Source organism: Geodermatophilus sp. SYSU D00965, from assembly GCF_054050075.1.
In genome coordinates this window covers 1-15,186 of the sequence record NZ_JBJGYQ010000042.1, presented here as the reverse complement: position 1 = coordinate 15,186, position 15,186 = coordinate 1, and the positions used below count along the sequence as shown (strand labels likewise).

Here is a 15,186-nt window from a genome sequence, read left to right as displayed (position 1 = left end):
GTGGCTGGCGAGCGCCGGCGTGCGCGACACGCCCCGCCGCCCCCGCCCCCGCGCGCGCCCCCCCCCCCCCCCCCCCCCCCCCCCCCCCCCCCCCCCCCCCCCCCCCCCCCCCCCCCGGCGCGGGTGGTGAGATGGCGAGTGAGCGAGCTTGCGAGCTCACCATCGAGCACAGCAGTGCCGCGAACGCGGCTGACGAGCGCCAGCGAGGAGGCCGCGTGAGTGACCCCGCGACGACCGCCCGCCTCGGGACCCCGTCGGTGCGTCCGGCCGAGCAGCGCGACGTGCCCCGGATCGCCGCGACGCTGACCGTCGCCCTCGCCGACTCCCGCTGGACCCGCTGGGCGCTGCCGGACGACGGCCGCGTGCAGCGGCTGACCCGCCTGCACGAGCTCGACGCCGGCCACCGGTCGGTCGCCACGGGCACCTGCTGGGTCACCGAGGACGTCACCGCGGTGGCCACCTGGGAGGCGCCCCCGGGTGCACCGGGCACCGCCCCGCTGCCCGACGACGTCCGGACGGCGCTGGCCCGCGAGCTCCCCTACCTCGCCGGGTCGCGCTGGACCGCCGTCGCGCGCACCCGCGAGCTGGTCGACGCGGCCCGGCCGGCCGAGCCGCACTGGTGGCTGGCCCACCTGGGCACCCGGCCGAGCAGCCGCCGGCAGGGCATGGCCGGCGCGCTGCTGCGTCCGGTGCTCGACCGCTGCGACGCCGAGGGGCTCGCGGCCGTGACCGCGGTCTACACGTGGGCGGCGGCCCGCTTCCTCCGCCGCGCCGGGTTCGAGGTGCAGCAGGCGCTGCACACCGCCGACGAGGAGCTGCCGCTGTGGTTCCTGGTGCGCCGGCCCGCGACCGGGTGAGTGTCGATCCGGGGCCGGTCCGTTCGTACAGGGGGTGAGCGGCCGGTACGGTGCCGGCCGCCGTCAGCGACGGGAGGCCCGCGATGCCGCAGTACCTGCTCTCCATCTACCAGCCCGACGGCGACCCGCCCCCGCCCGAGGTGCTCGAGCCGATCATGCGCGACCTCGGCGAGGTCAACCGCGAGATGCGGGAGGCCGGCGCCTGGGTCTTCGCCGGCGGGCTGCACCCGCCGGAGACGGCCACCGTCGCCCGCCTCTCCGGGGACGACGTCCTGCTGACCGACGGCCCCTACCTCGAGGGCAAGGAGCACATCGGCGGGTTCACCGTCATCGAGGTGCCCGACCTCGACGCCGCCCTGGTGTGGGGCCGCAAGCTCGCCCGGGCCATCACCCTGCCGATCGAGGTGCGGCCGCTCCAGGGTGGGCCGAGCTGCTGACCGACCCGACCACCGCCGGCGTCGAGCGCGTCTTCCGCGAGTGCTACGGCCGCGCCGTCGCCGTCCTCACCCGCCTCCTCGGCGACATCGACGCCGCCGAGGAGGCGGTGCAGGACGCCTTCACCGCCGCGGTCGCGCGCTGGCCGGCCGAGGGGGTGCCGCCGAGCCCGGCGGGCTGGATCGTCACCACCGCCCGCAACCGGGCGATCGACCGGCTGCGCCGGGAGTCGACCCGCGACGCCCGCCACCGCGCCGCGGCCCTGCTGGCCGACCCGGACCCGCCGCCCGAGGAGGGCGCCGTGCGCGACGACCGCCTGCGCATGCTGTTCACCTGCTGCCACCCCGCGCTGGCCCCGGCGGCCCGGGTGGCGCTGACCCTGCGGCTGGTGGGCGGCCTGACCACCGCGGAGATCGCCCGCGCCTTCCTCGTGCCGGAGGCCACCATGGCGCAGCGGCTGGTGCGGGCGAAGGCGAAGATCCGGGCGGCCGGCATCCCCTACCGGGTGCCGGCCGAGGCCGACCTGCCCGACCGGCTGCGCGGCGTGCTCGCCGTCGTCCACCTGATCGCCACGGAGGGCTACACGGCCACCGCCGGCGAGCGGCTGGACCGCCCGGACCTCACCGCCGAGGCGATCCGGCTGGCTCGGGAGCTGGCCGGGCTGATGCCCGACGAGCCGGAGGTCCTCGGGCTGCTGGCGCTGGTGCTGCTGGTCGCGTCCCGCCGCCCCGCCCGGGTCGGACCGGACGGCGGGCTGGTGCCGCTGCCGGAGCAGGACCGCCGGCTGTGGGACGCCGCCCTCGTCACCGAGGGGCAGGAGCTGGTGCGGCGGTGCCTGCGGCGCAACGCCCCCGGGCCGTACCAGGTGCAGGCCGCCATCCAGGCCGTGCACAGCGACGCCCGCAGCGCCGCCGACACCGACTGGCGGCAGGTGCTGGCGCTCTACGACCAGCTCGCCGTCCTGGCGCCGAGCCCGGTGGTGGCGCTCAACCGGGCGGTCGCCGTCGCCGAGGTCGAGGGGCCGGCCGCGGGACTGGCCCTCGTGGAGCGGCTCTCCCTGCCGGGGCACCTGCTGCCCGCCGTCCGGGCCGACCTGCTGCGGCGGCTGGGCCGGGACGAGGAGGCGGCCGCGGCCTATGCCGAGGCGATCGACCTGGCCGGCAACGCCGCCGAGCGGGCCTTCCTGGAACGGCGGCGGGCCGCGCTGGCGCAGCGATGAGTTCCGCGTCCCGTCCCGGTCTGCCCCTCGACCACCCCGTCCCCGAGGAGGACCCCGCATGGCCGCAGGACAGGGCACACCCCAGCCGCTCGACGTCACCTTCACCGCGCCGATCGAGAAGGACGGCGCGTTCCCGACCTACCTGACCGTGCCCGGCTCTGCGGAGCTGTTCGGCACGCGGCGGGCGGTCAAGGTGTCCGGCACCACCGACGGGCACCCGTTCGCCGCCACGCTGATGCCGTCCGGGAGCGGTCCGCACTGGCTGCCGCTGCGGGCGGCCATCTGCCGGGCGATCGGCAAGGACGGCGCGGGCGACGAGGTGACGGTGCGCCTCGAGCAGCGGTGGTCGTGACGCGGTCGAGGCCCCGGGCGCTGCGCGCTGATCGGCTGCGACTCCCGGACGAAGCCGAGCCGCACGGGACCGATGAGTGCCGAGGTCGGCGGAGGTCTCCACCGGAGGAAAGCAGCCGAGCCGACGGAGCGAGCAGATGACACGGACCCGCATCCACAACCTCTCCATGTCGCTGGACGGGTTCGCCACCGGTGAGGGCCAGGCGCTCGACACCCCCTTCGGCCACGCCGGCGAACGGCTGCACGAGTGGATGATCGCCACACGATTCGGCGCCCCGATCGTGGGACGCGAGGGCGGCACCGTCGGCGTCGACAACGCGATGGCCCAGCAGCACGAGCCGGGCATCGGCGCCGAGATCATGGGCGCGGGCAAGTTCGGCCCCCCGGGCTGGCAGGACGACCCCGAGTGGCGAGGGTGGTGGGGCCCGAACCCGCCGTTCCACACGCCGACCTTCGTGCTCACCCACCGGCCGCGGTCGCCGATCGAGATGGCCGGCGGGACGACGTTCCACTTCCTCGACGCCTCCCCGGCCGAGGCCCTCGACGTCGCGCGCGAGGCGGCAGCCGGCCGGGACGTGCGCATCGGCGGCGGTCCGACCGTCGCCCGCGACTTCATCGCGGCGGGCCTGGTCGACCACGTCCACCTGGTCCAGGTGCCGATCGTGCTCGGGCGCGGGGTGCGGCTGTGGGACGGCCTCGAAGCCATCGAGGCGGACTACGACATCGAGGCGGTCTCGACACCCAGCGGCGTCACCCACCTCACGTTCACGAGGTCGTGACGGCGCCACCGCGCGGCCGGCCGGATGCGCTCAGTCCCAGTGGCGGCGGGAGCGCTTGAGCTCGCCGCGCTGCTTCTTGGCCTGGATGCGCCGCTCCTGGGAGCCCTTCGTCGGCTTCGTGCGCCGGCGCGCCGGCGGGGGCGGGGCCAGCGCCGCCCGCAGGACGGCGGCCAGCCGCTCCCGGGCGGCCTGCCGGTTGCGCCGCTGCTGGCGGTGCTCGCTGGCCACCACGGTCAGGACGCCGTCCACCAGCCGGTCCCCGAGGCGCGCGGCGAGCCGCTGCCGCTGCGCGTCGCCCAGCCCAGGCAGCGCCAGCGGGGCCACCGACAGCTCCACCCGCGAGTCGGCGGTGTTCACGCCCTGGCCGCCGGGGCCCGAGGACCGGGAGAAGCGCCAGCCCAGCGCGGCCGCGGGCACCACCACGGAGCCGGTGACCGGCAGGTCACCGGAGACGTCGTCGGCGTCGGGCACGCGCACAGTCTGGCCGCTCGCACGCCGCCGACCGCTGGGCGGGGCCGTCGCGTGCCACCCTCGGTGCCGTGACCGTCGGCCGGCACAGGACCGCGCCGTCCCGCCCCGGCACGGTGGCCGTGGTCGCCGGGGTGCTCACCCTCGCCGCCGCCGTCGTCGGCACCGCCCCGTGGCCGCTGCCCGCACAGGCCCCGGACTGGCGGGTGGCCGACGTCCCGCCGTCCCTGCTGGTGCTGGTCCTGGGGACGGCGGGGGTCTGCCTGGTGGCGGCCGGCGCCGTGGCCCGCCCCGCGACGCTGCCGGGCCGCCTCGTCCCGGCGCTGTGGTGGCTGGTGGTGCTCGTCGCCGCGTTCGCCCTCGGGTGGAACGCCCTGCACTCCGCGGCGCTGTCCGACCTGGTCGTGGGCGCGGTGCTCCCGGAGCTGGACTGGCTGTTCACCTTCCTGCCGGCGGCGGTCGTCGGGCTGGCCACCCGGCGCGCGGGCGTCCGGGCGCAGCTGCGCGCCATGCTGGGCACCGCCGTCGTCACCGTGCCGCTGTTCACCCTGGGCTGGGCGCTGCTGGACTCCTCCCCCGGGGTCGTCGGCGTGCTGGAGGCACTCCACGGCGGCACCCTGCTCGGCGCCCTGCCGGTGCTCCTCGCGGTCGCGGGAGCCCGGGCGCTCACCGCGGAGGCCGACGACGGGCCGGCCGTCCCCGGGTGAGCCGGGACACTCAGCCGGCGGCCGGCACGGGGTCGGGACCACCGGCGGCACCGGGGCGGCAGCGCAGCAGCCGGCGCAGCGTCAGCCAGGTGCCGCGCCGGGCGCCGTGCCCCTCGAGCGCCTGGACGGCGTAGGCCGAGCAGGTCGGCTCGAACCGGCACACCGGGGGGCGCCGCGGGCTGACCTCGCGCTGGTAGACCCGCACCGCGGCCACCAGCCGGTCTCGCACCCGGGTCCCCCGGCGCCCGGTGCCGGCCGCGTGCACGTGCCGCGCCGTCGTCGGCACGAGGAACAGGCCGTCGACCCCGCACCCGATCGCGTTGGCCAGGCAGCAGCCGGTGTTGAGCAGCAGCAGGTCGCGCAGGCACGACTCGTCGCGTTGGTGGCCGCCGCGGTACCCCCGCCCGTAGCCGCCGCCGTACCCCCGCCCGTAGCCGGGGTAGCCGCCTCGGCCGCGGTACCCGCGCGACGGGCGGCGCCGCGGACCCCAGTTGCTGCTCCAGATGAAGACCATGGGTGCGCCTGTACCGCGGGAGGATCGACCGCATGCCTGACCGCCCGCTCGCCGACGCCCTCGCCGCCGGGCCGGTGGTGCTCGACGGCGGGCTGGCCACCCAGCTGGAGGCCCGGGGGCACGACCTGTCGTCCGCGCTGTGGTCGGCCCGGCTGCTGCGCGACGACCCCGGGGCCGTGGTGGCCGCGCACGCCGCCTTCGCCGCGGCCGGCGCCCGGGTGGCGACCACAGCCAGCTACCAGGCCTCGGTCGAAGGGTTCGCCGCGGCCGGGGTGGCCGCCGCCGAGGCGCGCCGGCTGATCGCCTCATCGGTGGAGCTGGCCCGCCGCGGAGCGCCGGAGAGCTGGGTGGCCGGGTCGGTCGGTCCGTACGGGGCGGTGCTCGCCGACGGCTCGGAGTACACCGGCGCCTACTGCGCGCGGGTGTCGGTCGCCGAGCTGCGGGCCTTCCACCGGCCCCGGATGGAGCTGCTCGCCGAGGCCGGTGCCGACGTCCTCGCCTGCGAGACCGTGCCCGCCGCCGCCGAGGCGGAGGCGCTGGTCGCGGAGGCCGACGCGCTCGGCGTCCCGGTGTGGCTGTCGCTCACCACCACGGTGGACGGCGACGGCGTCGTCCGCACCCGGCGCGGCGAGCGGGCCGAGGCGGTGTTCGCGCTGGCAGCGGGTGTGGCCGCGGTCGTCGCGGTCGGGGTCAACTGCACCGCGCCGTCGGCCGTCGCGCCCGCGCTGGCCGCCGCCGCGGCGGCCGGCAAGCCCCTGGTGGCCTACCCCAACAGCGGCGAGGGCTGGGACGCCGCCGCCCGCCGCTGGACGGGCGCGCCGGGGGTCGACGCCGCGGACGTCCCGGCGTGGGTGGCCGCCGGTGCCCGCCTGCTCGGCGGCTGCTGCCGGGTGCGCCCCGCGGACGTCGCCCGGCTCGCCGCGGCGCTCATCCCGGACGTGCCCCACCCCGGCTGACCGGACGGCGGCAACTGCCGCCAGGTTTTGCCTGTCGCTTACCTCCGGCTGGGTATCCCCTTGCTGGTGCCTCCATAGCGTGGGGACCACAGCGGACAACGGGCCATCGACGGGACGGTAGCCATGGACGTGCGCATGGCGGTGTGTGAACGGATCGTCCAGGACGCCGTGCTCCGGGCGTTGTTGCTGAACACTCCCGAGCCCGGGCGGTCCCGCGTCGGGGAGGGCGCCCGGGCCTGCTCCCTCGTCCTCGACTGGGCCGGCGAGGACCCCACCGCCGTCCAGTGGCTGACCGCCACCGTCGAGCTGCCCCGCTCCCCGTCCGCCGACCGGCTCTACCTCGACGTCGTCCTGCAGCGGCTGCGGTCCGTGGTGACCGCCGCCGGCGCCACGTTCACCACCCGGTGCGTCGCCACCTCCCCGGTGCTCACCGACAGCCGCGCGGGCACCGCGTCCCGGGTCGGCACCTACGAGTTCGCCGCCGTGCCCCGCCGGACCGGCGCCCAGCTGGTGCCCGGCCGGCGTGAGCGGCCGTCCCTCGCGACGGCCTTCCCGGGCGCCTCCCCGAACCTGAACTGAGCGAGGGCCCCTGCCCGCACGCCCGGCGCGGGGGCAGGGGGTGCTCCCTCAGAGGATCGGCTTGCCGCCGGTCACCGCGACGCGCGCGCCGGAGACGTAGGATGCCTCGTCGCTGGCCAGCATCACGTAGACCGGCGCGAGCTCGGCGGGCTGGCCGGGGCGGCCGATCGGCACCTGCTGGCCGAAGCTCTCCACCTTCTCCTCGGGCATGGTCGCCGGGATCAGCGGCGTCCAGATCGGGCCCGGGGCGACGCTGTTGGCGCGGATCCCCTTCTCGGCGTACATCTGCGCGAGCGACGCGGTGAAGTTCGCGATGCCGGCCTTGGTCATCGCGTAGGCGATCAGGTGCGGGCTCGGGTTGTCCGAGTTCACCGACGAGGAGTTGATGATCGACGCCCCCGGCTGCATGTGCGGGATCGCGTCCTTGCAGAGGGTGAACATCGCCGAGAGGTTCAGCGCGACGGTGTGGTCCCACTCGTCGTCGGAGATCTCCTCCAGCGACTCGTGGCTCATCTGGAACGCCGCGTTGTTGACCAGCACGTCGATCTTCCCGAACGCCTCGAGGGCCTTCGGGATGATGGTCTTCGCGTGCGCCCGGTCGGCGAGGTCGCCGGGGACCAGCACGCACCTGCGGCCGGCCTCCTCGACGTACTTCTTGGTGTCCTCGGCGTCCTCGTGCTCGTTCAGGTAGGAGATGAGGACGTCGGCGCCCTCGCGGGCGAAGGCGATCGCGACCGCGCGGCCGATGCCGCTGTCGCCACCGGTGATGACCGCCGCCTTGCCCGTCAGCCGGCCGGAGCCGCGGTAGCTCTCCTCCCCGTGGTCGGGCTTGGGGGTCATCTCCCCGAGCGTGCCGGGCACGTCCTGCTGCTGGGCGGGCTGGGATTCCGGGCGGGGCTCGGACACGGGTCCTCCATACGGGGCTCTGCGAGGGGTACGGCCCCCGCCTACCCCCGTCGTCCGCCGCGGAACCGGAGCGTCCCTGCGGGAAGGGATGCGGCGTCGGGCACGCTGTCCTGCACGATGACCGCGTCCCCCCTCCTCGACGACCCCGCCGACCTCTCCGTCCTGCGCGCGCAGGGCGCCGACCCCGACGAGCTGTTCACCTCCTTCGCCGCCTGGGCGGAGGCGAACGGCACGGTGCTGTACCCGCACCAGGAGGAGGCGCTGATCGAGCTGGTCAGCGGCGCCAACGTCGTCCTGGCCACGCCCACCGGGTCGGGCAAGTCGCTCGTGGCCACCGGCGCGCAGTACGCCGCGCTGGCCGCGGGCCGGCGCAGCTACTACACCGCCCCCATCAAGGCCCTGGTGAGCGAGAAGTTCTTCGCGTTGTGCGGCGTCTTCGGCGCGGCCAACGTCGGCATGCTCACCGGCGACGCGGCGGTGAACCGGGACGCTCCGGTCATCGCCTGCACCGCCGAGGTGCTGGCCAACATCGCGCTGCGCGAGGGCCCCGACGCCGACGTGGGCCTGGTCGTCATGGACGAGTTCCACTTCTACGGCGACCCCGACCGCGGCTGGGCCTGGCAGGTGCCGCTGCTGGAGCTGCCGAGGGCGCAGTTCCTGCTGATGAGCGCCACGCTCGGCGACACCACGTGGCTGCGCGAGGACCTCACCCGCCGCACCGGCCGCCCCACCGCGCTGGTGGCCGGCGCCGAGCGCCCGGTGCCGCTGCACCACTACTACGCGACCACGCCGATGCACGAGACCATCCAGGAGCTCCTGGACACCCGGCAGGCGCCGGTCTACGTCGTCCACTTCACCCAGGCCGCGGCGCTGGAGCGGGCGCAGGCGCTGATGAGCGTGAACGTGTGCACCAAGGAGGAGAAGGCCGCGATCGCCGACATGATCGGCGGCTTCCGGTTCACCTCCGCCTTCGGGACGACGCTGTCGCGGCTGGTCCGCCACGGCATCGGCGTCCACCACGCCGGGATGCTGCCCAAGTACCGGCGGCTGGTGGAGCAGCTGGCCCAGGCCGGGCTGCTCAAGGTCATCTGCGGCACCGACACCCTCGGCGTCGGCATCAACGTGCCGATCCGCACCGTGGTGTTCTCCGCGCTGTCGAAGTACGACGGCAGCCGCACCCGGCTGCTCAGCGCCCGCGAGTTCCACCAGATCGCCGGGCGGGCCGGTCGGGCCGGCTTCGACACCGCGGGCACCGTCGTGGTGCAGGCGCCCGAGCACGAGGTGGAGAACCTCAAGCAGTTCGCCAAGGTCGCCGACGACCCGAAGAAGCGCCGCAAGCTGGTCCGCCGCAAGGCGCCCGAGGGCATGGTGCCGTGGAGCGAGGCGACGATGAACCGCCTCATCGGGGCCGACCCCGAGCCGCTGACCAGCAACATGCGCGTGACGACGGCGATGGTCCTCGACGTCGTCGACCGCCCCGGCGACCCGTTCGTCGCGATGCGGCGGCTGCTCACCGAGAACCACGAGCCGCGCAAGCGTCAGCTGCGGCACGTCCGGGAGGCGATCGGCATCGGCCGCTCCCTGCTGCAGGCGGGGATCGTCGAGCGGCTGCCCGAGCCCGACGGCGACGGCCGCCGCTACCGGCTCACGGTCGACCTGCCGCAGGACTTCGCGCTCTACCAGCCGCTGTCGACCTTCGCGCTGGCCGCGATCGAGCTGCTCGACCCGACGAGCGACACCTACGCGCTCGACGTGGTCAGCGTCATCGAGGCCACCCTCGACGACCCGCGGCAGATCCTGGCCGCGCAGCTGAACAAGGCCCGCGGCGAGGCCGTCGCGCAGATGAAGGCCGAGGGGATCGAGTACGAGGAGCGGATGGAGCTGCTCGAGGAGATCTCCCACCCCAAGCCGCTGGCGGAGCTGCTCGAGCACGCGCTGGAGGTCTACACCCGGTCCAACCCGTGGGCGGCCGACGCGCAGCTGTCGCCGAAGTCCGTCGTCCGGGAGATGTGGGAGCGGGCGTTCACCTTCCGGGAGCTGGTCAACACCTACGGGCTGACCCGCGCCGAGGGGGCGGTGCTGCGGTACCTGTCCGACGCGTTCAAGGCGCTGCGCTCCGGCGTGCCGGCGTCCGCCCGCACCGAGGAGGTCACCGACCTCGTCGAGTGGCTCGGCGAGCTGGTGCGGCAGGTCGACTCGTCGCTGCTCGACGAGTGGGAGGCGCTCACCTCCCCGGACCAGCCGCTCGACGAGCCGGTCGCCGTCCCCGCGCGGCCACGGCCGCTGACCGGCAACGAGCGGGCGTTCACCGCGATGGTGCGCAACGCGCTGTTCCGGCGGGTGGAGCTGTGGGCCCGCCGGCGCTGGTACGACCTGGGCGAGCTCGACTCCGGCTCGGGCTGGGACGCTGACCGGTGGGGTGAGGTGGTGCAGGCCTACTTCGCCGAGCACGACGAGGTGAACACCGGCGCCGACGCCCGCGGGCCGGCGCTGCTGGTGTGGGACCGGAGCGAGCCGGGCGTCTGGCGGGTGCGGCAGATCGTCGACGACCCGGCCGGCGACCACGACTGGGGCCTCGACGTCGAGGTCGACCTCGAGGCCTCCGACGAGGAGGGCGCCGTCGTCCTGCGCCTGGTCGGCGCCGGCCGCAAGGACTGAGGAGGGACCCCCCGCCCGCGACCACTCGCAGGCTCGCGGCGGGGCCCTCCAGAGGGCCGCAGCCCCCCGTTGATCATGGGCTTGTTGCCGGCGACACGGGAGGGCACGCCGCAGGGACTGGCAAGAACCCCATGATCAACAGCAGTGTGATCGAGACAGCGAGGACCGCATGACCGGATGGGAGATGGTCGCCGTCGCGGCGGCCGGGATGGCGGCCGGGAGCATCAACGCCGTCGTCGGCTCCGGCACGCTGGTGACCTTCCCGGTGCTGCTGGCCGTGGGGCTGCCCCCGGTCACCGCGACGGTGAGCAACTCCCTGGGCCTGGTGGCCGGCAACGTCACCGGCGCGGTCGGCTACCGCCGCGAGCTCGCCGGGCAGCGCCGGCTGCTGCTGCGGCTGCTGCCGGGGTCGGTGCTGGGCGCGCTCACCGGCGCCTTCCTCCTGCTGCACCTGCCGGCGGAGGCCTTCGAGGCGGTGGTGCCGGTGCTGGTCGGGCTCGCCGTGGTGCTGGTCGCCGTCCAGCCGCTGCTGCAGCGGGCGCTGGCCCGCCGGCGTGCCGGGGGCGAGCCGCCGGAGCGGATCGGGCGCGGGCGGATGGCCGCTCTCTTCGCCGGCGCCTACGCCACCGGCAGCTACGGCGGCTACTTCGCGGCCAGCCAGGGCGTGCTGCAGATCGGCATCTTCGGGCTGCTGCTGCACGAGTCGCTGCAGCGGCTCAACGCGCTGAAGAACGTGCTGACCCTCGCCGTGAACGCGGTCGCCGCCGGCGCCTACGTCGTCGTCGCCACCGACCGCCTGGACTGGCGGGCCGCGGGTCTGGTCGCCGCGGGGTCGTTGCTGGGCGGGCACTTCGGTGCGCGGTTCGGCCGGCGGCTGCCCTCGGCGGTCCTGCGGGCGGCGATCGTGCTGCTCGGCTGCACCGCGATCGGGGTGCTGCTGTCCCGGTGACCGCCCGGTCCCGGTATGACGCAGGTCACCCGTCACCCTGGGGACCATGACGGCGGCCGCACGCTTCGACGGGGACGACGCCGGGTGAACCCGCTGGAGTTCGCCTTCCTCGTCCTGGCCGGGATCGGCGCGGGCCTCACCGGGAGCATCGCCGGGCTCGCTTCCCTGATCAGCTACCCCGCGCTGCTGGCGACCGGGCTCCCGCCGGTGACGGCCAACGTGACCAACACCGTCTCCCTGGTGCTCAACAGCGTCGGCTCGGTCAGCGCCTCCCGGCCGGAGCTGCGCGGGCAGGGCCGCCGGCTGCTGCGGCTGTCGGCCGGCGCCCTCCTCGGCGGCGCGGCCGGGGCGGCGCTGCTCCTGCTCACCCCGTCGGACGCCTTCGAGCGCATCGTGCCGTGGCTGATCGCCGGGGCGTCGATCGGGCTCCTCGTGCAGCGGCCGCCCCGGGAGCTGGCCGCCGAGGGGGCGGCGCACCACCCCACCCACGAGGACCCGTGGTGGCTGCCGCTGGGCACCTTCGCGATCGCCGTCTACGGCGGCTACTTCGGCGCGGCGGCCGGCGTGATGATGCTGGCGATGTTCCTGCTGTCCACCGGCGAGGGCCTGCCGCGGGGCAACGCCCTGAAGAACACGGTGCTGGGGATGGCCAACTCCGTGGCCGCGATCGGGTTCGTCGTCCTGGCGCCGGTGGCGTGGTCGGCGGCGATCCCGCTGGCGATCGGGCTGTTCCTCGGCGGCCGGATCGGGCCGCGGGTGGTCCGCCGGGCGCCGCAGGCGGCGCTGCGGCGGATCATCGCGCTGGCCGGCATCGGGCTGGCGATCCACCTGGCGGTGCAGGCCTACACCTGAGCGCCGGCGACCGGGTCGCGCCGACCCGGCCGCCGGCGACCTCTCCCCCGGGAGCTGGGGTCAGGTGGCGACGAAGGCGGCGAGGAACAGCACGAACGCGCTGGCCAGCAGGAGCAGCCGGGCCGGCGTGAGGCCGTTGACGAGGTTGGCCGTCGCCTCCACCCACGCCGGACGGATGCCCGCCTCCCGGGCGCCGCGGCGCACCAGCCGCACCTCGTCGGCGAGCAGCGCCCCGGAGGCGCCGAGCATGCCCAGACCGACGACGAGGAAGACCAGCGCCATCCGCTCGTCGAACGCGTCCGCCGCGCTCGCCAGGAAGAGCACCGCCACCACGCCCGCCAGCAGGCCGACCAGCGCGCCGGCGGCCGGCGCCCAGGGCCCCATCCGGGTCAGCGGGCTGGAGCGGCGCGGCCCCACCCGCGGCGGGCCGGGGACCGGCCCCGTCGGCTGCGGGCCCGCGGCGTCCTCCGGAGTGCGCGCGGGGACCGCCGGCGCGGGCGGCGGACCCGGCGGCGGCGTGGCTGCGCCGGGCGGCGGCGGCGTGCCGGGGACGGGTCCGGTGGCCTGCGGCCCGGACGGCGCGGAGCCGGCGGGGACCGGCCCGGACGGCGGCGCCGCGGTGGCACCGGCGGGCGGGACGCTCGGGAACTGGGCGGTCGTCGGGTTCGGGGTGCGTGGGGCCTCGGTCATCGCCGTCCACGCTAGGGGCGACCGCCGACGGATCCCGGGAGGTCGCGCGGGTGTCGACACGTCGACACCGGATCGGGCGTGCGGCCCCGGCCGGGCGGTGGTCCCGGGACCTCCGTCCCGGGACCCGGTACGGAGGTCCCGGGCCCCCGGTACTAGTGCCAAGGTCGTATGGAGACCGCTCGGGTCCGTGCAGGAGGCTCGTGCCCACGTCGGCGTCCCGACGAGGAGGAACGGCAACGGGGCCGCTCCCCCGGGGAAGCGCGGAGTCCGTGTAGATCCACGACTCCCGGTCCCCGCTCTGAGGCGAGGAGTCCGTGGTGACCATCATCTCCAGCCCGCACGCCTTCAACGAGGACGACCTCTACGTCGACCTGGAGCCGATCTTCGAGCAGCCGCTGTTCCTCAAGTGCGAGGGCTTCAACTTCGCCGGCTCGATCAAGGTCAAGGCGGCGACCGAGATGGTCGAGAGCGCCGAGCGGGACGGCGTGCTGACCCCCGACTCGATCATCGTCGAGTCCTCGTCGGGCAACCTCGGCGTCGCGCTGAGCATGATCGCGGCGAGCAAGGGCTACCGCTTCCTGTGCGTCACGGACTCGCGGTGCAACCTGCAGACCAGGCTGCTCATGGAGGCCCTGGGCGCCGACGTGCACGTCATCTCCGAGCCCCACCCCACCAGCGGCTTCCTGGGTGCCCGGATGGACCACGTGCGGGCGCTGTGCGCCGCCGACCCGCGGTACGTGTGGCTCAACCAGTACACGAACACCGGCAACTGGCGGGCCCACTACCGGACCACGGCGCCGGCCATCGCCCGGTCGTTCCCGCGGCTGGACGTGGTGTTCGTCGGCGCCGGCACCACCGGCACGCTGATGGGCTGCGCCCGCTTCTTCCGCGAGTGGCGCCGGCCGGTCCGGGTGGTCGCCGTGGACGCCGTCGGCTCGGTCACCTTCGGCGGGGCCCCGGGCCGCCGGATGATCCCCGGCCTGGGCATGAGCGTCCCGCCGCCGCTGCTCGACGCGAGCTACGTCGACGAGGTCGTGATGGTCGAGGAGGCCGACGCCATCCGCTCCTGTCACCGACTGGCCCGCCGCGGCTTCCTCTTCGGCGGGTCCACCGGGACCGTGGTCAGCGGCGCCGTGCGCTGGCTGGCCGAGCACGACGCCCGCCACCTCACCGCCGTCGCCATCGCCCCCGACCTGGGTGAGCGATACCTCGAGACGGTCTACCAGTCGAACTGGCTGCACGCCCTGTACGGCGAGGACGTGCTCACCGAGACCCAGGTGACCGCGGGCGTGCAGTCCGCCTGATCCCCCATGCCGGCGCGTACCGCCGAGCAGAGGCCGAGGAGCCCCCGTGCTGAGAGAACCCGTCGAGGTCCTGCCCGCCGTCCCTGCCGTCCCCGTCCCGTCGCCGGGCGGGGACGGCGTCTCGGGAACGGCGGCCCCGGTCGAGCGCGTCCTGACCGCGCTGCTCGCCGACGTCGTCGGTCGGCCCGTGACCCCGGCCAGCCACTTCTTCGACGACCTGGGCGCCGACTCGATGGTCATGGCGCAGTTCTGCGCCCGCGCCCGCAAGCGCGACGACCTCCCCTCGCCGTCCATCAAGGACGTCTACCGGCACCCCACCATCCACGCCCTCGCCCTCGCCCTCGCGCCCCCACCGCCGGCGGACCCGGTCGAGGAACGACTCGTCGGCGTCCTCGCCGAGGTCGTGGGCCGGCCGGTCAGCCCGGCCAGCCACTTCTTCGACGACCTGGGTGCCGACTCGATGGTCATGGCGCAGTTCTGCGCCCGCGCCCGCAAGCGCGAGGACCTGCCCTCGCCGTCCATCAAGGACGTCTACCGGCACCCCACCATCCACGCCCTGACCCTCGCCCTCGCGCCCCCACCGCCGGCGGACCCGGTCGAGGAACGACTCGTCGGCGTCCTCGCCGAGGTCGTGGGCCGGCCGGTCAGCCCGGCCAGCCACTTCTTCGACGACCTGGGCGCCGACTCGATGGTCATGGCCCAGTTCTGCGCCCGCGCCCGCAAGCGCGACGACCTCCCCTCGATCTCGATCAAGGACGTGTACCGCCACCCGTCGGTGCGCAGCCTCGCCGCGGCGTTCCGGGACGCCCCGGCCGCGCAGCCCGTCGCTCCGGAGCCGGTCCCCTCGGGGACCGCTCCCCCGGTGCCGGGGGGGGGGGGGGGGGCCGGGGGGGGGGGGGGCGGGGGGGGGGGGGGGGGGGGGGGGGGGGGGGGGGGGGGGGGGGGGGGGGGGGGGGGGGGGG

General features: G+C 75.8%; 17 protein-coding genes. 13 read left to right on the top strand and 4 right to left on the bottom strand.

Annotated elements, in window-relative coordinates:
* Positions 1–215: 215 nt before the first annotated feature.
* The 5 genes from ACI789_RS24015 (at position 216) to ACI789_RS23995 (ending at position 3,641) form a co-directional block, all read left to right on the top strand.
* Positions 216–857, top strand: coding sequence for a GNAT family N-acetyltransferase (locus tag ACI789_RS24015; RefSeq protein ID WP_457012068.1), 642 nt, complete (start codon positions 216–218; stop codon positions 855–857).
* A gap of 83 nt (positions 858–940) precedes the next feature.
* A complete protein-coding gene (locus ACI789_RS24010) occupies positions 941–1,294 on the top strand; it encodes a YciI family protein (protein WP_456920404.1) in 354 nt (117 codons plus the stop codon).
* On the top strand, positions 1,219–2,511 hold the full coding sequence (locus tag ACI789_RS24005; RefSeq protein WP_457012067.1) for an RNA polymerase sigma factor: 1,293 nt from the start codon (positions 1,219–1,221) through the stop codon (positions 2,509–2,511). Before ACI789_RS24010 ends, ACI789_RS24005 begins: the two co-directional genes overlap by 76 nt.
* 58 nt (positions 2,512–2,569) lie before the next feature.
* Entirely contained in the window at positions 2,570–2,863 is a 294-nt protein-coding gene (locus ACI789_RS24000; protein ID WP_457012066.1) for a DUF1905 domain-containing protein, read from the top strand.
* Positions 2,864–2,999: 136 nt separating this feature from the next.
* Complete coding sequence (locus tag ACI789_RS23995) at positions 3,000–3,641, top strand: dihydrofolate reductase family protein (RefSeq protein ID WP_457012065.1); 642 nt, start codon at positions 3,000–3,002, stop codon at positions 3,639–3,641.
* Positions 3,642–3,671: 30 nt separating this feature from the next.
* Here the strand turns inward: ACI789_RS23995 and arfB are convergent, their stop codons facing one another.
* Complete coding sequence (gene arfB / locus ACI789_RS23990; RefSeq protein WP_457012064.1) at positions 3,672–4,112, bottom strand: alternative ribosome rescue aminoacyl-tRNA hydrolase ArfB; 441 nt, start codon at positions 4,110–4,112, stop codon at positions 3,672–3,674.
* A gap of 68 nt (positions 4,113–4,180) precedes the next feature.
* On the opposite strand from arfB, the gene ACI789_RS23985 reads away from it, so the two are divergent.
* On the top strand, positions 4,181–4,816 hold the full coding sequence (locus ACI789_RS23985; protein WP_457012063.1) for a hypothetical protein: 636 nt from the start codon (positions 4,181–4,183) through the stop codon (positions 4,814–4,816).
* 10 nt (positions 4,817–4,826) lie between these two features.
* On the opposite strand, the gene yidD is transcribed toward ACI789_RS23985, so the two are convergent.
* Positions 4,827–5,330, bottom strand: a complete 504-nt coding sequence (gene yidD / locus ACI789_RS23980) for a membrane protein insertion efficiency factor YidD (protein WP_457012062.1) — start codon at positions 5,328–5,330, stop codon at positions 4,827–4,829.
* A 32-nt stretch (positions 5,331–5,362) separates the two neighbouring features.
* Between yidD and mmuM the strand changes: the two genes are divergently transcribed.
* On the top strand, positions 5,363–6,286 hold the full coding sequence (mmuM, locus tag ACI789_RS23975; RefSeq protein WP_457012061.1) for a homocysteine S-methyltransferase: 924 nt from the start codon (positions 5,363–5,365) through the stop codon (positions 6,284–6,286).
* A 123-nt stretch (positions 6,287–6,409) separates the two neighbouring features.
* Positions 6,410–6,865 (top strand): hypothetical protein, encoded by a 456-nt coding sequence (locus ACI789_RS23970; protein WP_457012060.1) that lies wholly within the window; start codon positions 6,410–6,412, stop codon positions 6,863–6,865.
* A 48-nt stretch (positions 6,866–6,913) separates the two neighbouring features.
* Here the strand turns inward: ACI789_RS23970 and ACI789_RS23965 are convergent, their stop codons facing one another.
* Positions 6,914–7,771, bottom strand: coding sequence for an SDR family oxidoreductase (locus ACI789_RS23965; RefSeq protein ID WP_457012059.1), 858 nt, complete (start codon positions 7,769–7,771; stop codon positions 6,914–6,916).
* 117 nt (positions 7,772–7,888) lie between these two features.
* Here ACI789_RS23965 and ACI789_RS23960 point away from each other — a divergent pair, with 117 nt between their 5' ends.
* From ACI789_RS23960 to ACI789_RS23950, 3 genes are all read left to right on the top strand, one after another.
* Positions 7,889–10,429, top strand: coding sequence for a DEAD/DEAH box helicase (locus ACI789_RS23960; RefSeq protein WP_457012058.1), 2,541 nt, complete (start codon positions 7,889–7,891; stop codon positions 10,427–10,429).
* 169 nt (positions 10,430–10,598) lie between these two features.
* Complete coding sequence (locus tag ACI789_RS23955; RefSeq protein WP_457012057.1) at positions 10,599–11,378, top strand: sulfite exporter TauE/SafE family protein; 780 nt, start codon at positions 10,599–10,601, stop codon at positions 11,376–11,378.
* 84 nt (positions 11,379–11,462) lie between these two features.
* Positions 11,463–12,230 (top strand): sulfite exporter TauE/SafE family protein, encoded by a 768-nt coding sequence (locus ACI789_RS23950; protein WP_457012056.1) that lies wholly within the window; start codon positions 11,463–11,465, stop codon positions 12,228–12,230.
* A 60-nt stretch (positions 12,231–12,290) separates the two neighbouring features.
* On the opposite strand, the gene ACI789_RS23945 is transcribed toward ACI789_RS23950, so the two are convergent.
* On the bottom strand, positions 12,291–12,920 hold the full coding sequence (locus ACI789_RS23945; protein ID WP_457012055.1) for a hypothetical protein: 630 nt from the start codon (positions 12,918–12,920) through the stop codon (positions 12,291–12,293).
* Positions 12,921–13,237: 317 nt separating this feature from the next.
* Here ACI789_RS23945 and sbnA point away from each other — a divergent pair, with 317 nt between their 5' ends.
* Both sbnA and ACI789_RS23935 read left to right on the top strand, forming a co-directional pair.
* Positions 13,238–14,224 (top strand): 2,3-diaminopropionate biosynthesis protein SbnA, encoded by a 987-nt coding sequence (gene sbnA, locus ACI789_RS23940; protein WP_457012054.1) that lies wholly within the window; start codon positions 13,238–13,240, stop codon positions 14,222–14,224.
* A gap of 46 nt (positions 14,225–14,270) precedes the next feature.
* Positions 14,271–15,186 (top strand): phosphopantetheine-binding protein (locus ACI789_RS23935; protein WP_457012053.1); only part of this gene is annotated, 916 nt, incomplete at its 3' end.

Excerpts from the sequence above, each read along its gene's own strand:
- ACI789_RS24010 (WP_456920404.1), top strand. The coding sequence starts at position 941 with ATGCCGCAGTACCTGCTCTCCATCTACCAGCCCGACGGCGACCCGCCC.
- yidD (WP_457012062.1), bottom strand. The coding sequence starts at position 5,330 with ATGGTCTTCATCTGGAGCAGCAACTGGGGTCCGCGGCGCCGCCCGTCG.
- ACI789_RS23995 (WP_457012065.1), top strand. The coding sequence starts at position 3,000 with ATGACACGGACCCGCATCCACAACCTCTCCATGTCGCTGGACGGGTTC.
- ACI789_RS24000 (WP_457012066.1), top strand. The coding sequence starts at position 2,570 with ATGGCCGCAGGACAGGGCACACCCCAGCCGCTCGACGTCACCTTCACC.
- ACI789_RS23960 (WP_457012058.1), top strand. The coding sequence starts at position 7,889 with ATGACCGCGTCCCCCCTCCTCGACGACCCCGCCGACCTCTCCGTCCTG.
- ACI789_RS23955 (WP_457012057.1), top strand. The coding sequence starts at position 10,599 with ATGACCGGATGGGAGATGGTCGCCGTCGCGGCGGCCGGGATGGCGGCC.
- ACI789_RS23945 (WP_457012055.1), bottom strand. The coding sequence starts at position 12,920 with ATGACCGAGGCCCCACGCACCCCGAACCCGACGACCGCCCAGTTCCCG.
- mmuM (WP_457012061.1), top strand. The coding sequence starts at position 5,363 with ATGCCTGACCGCCCGCTCGCCGACGCCCTCGCCGCCGGGCCGGTGGTG.
- ACI789_RS23970 (WP_457012060.1), top strand. The coding sequence starts at position 6,410 with ATGGACGTGCGCATGGCGGTGTGTGAACGGATCGTCCAGGACGCCGTG.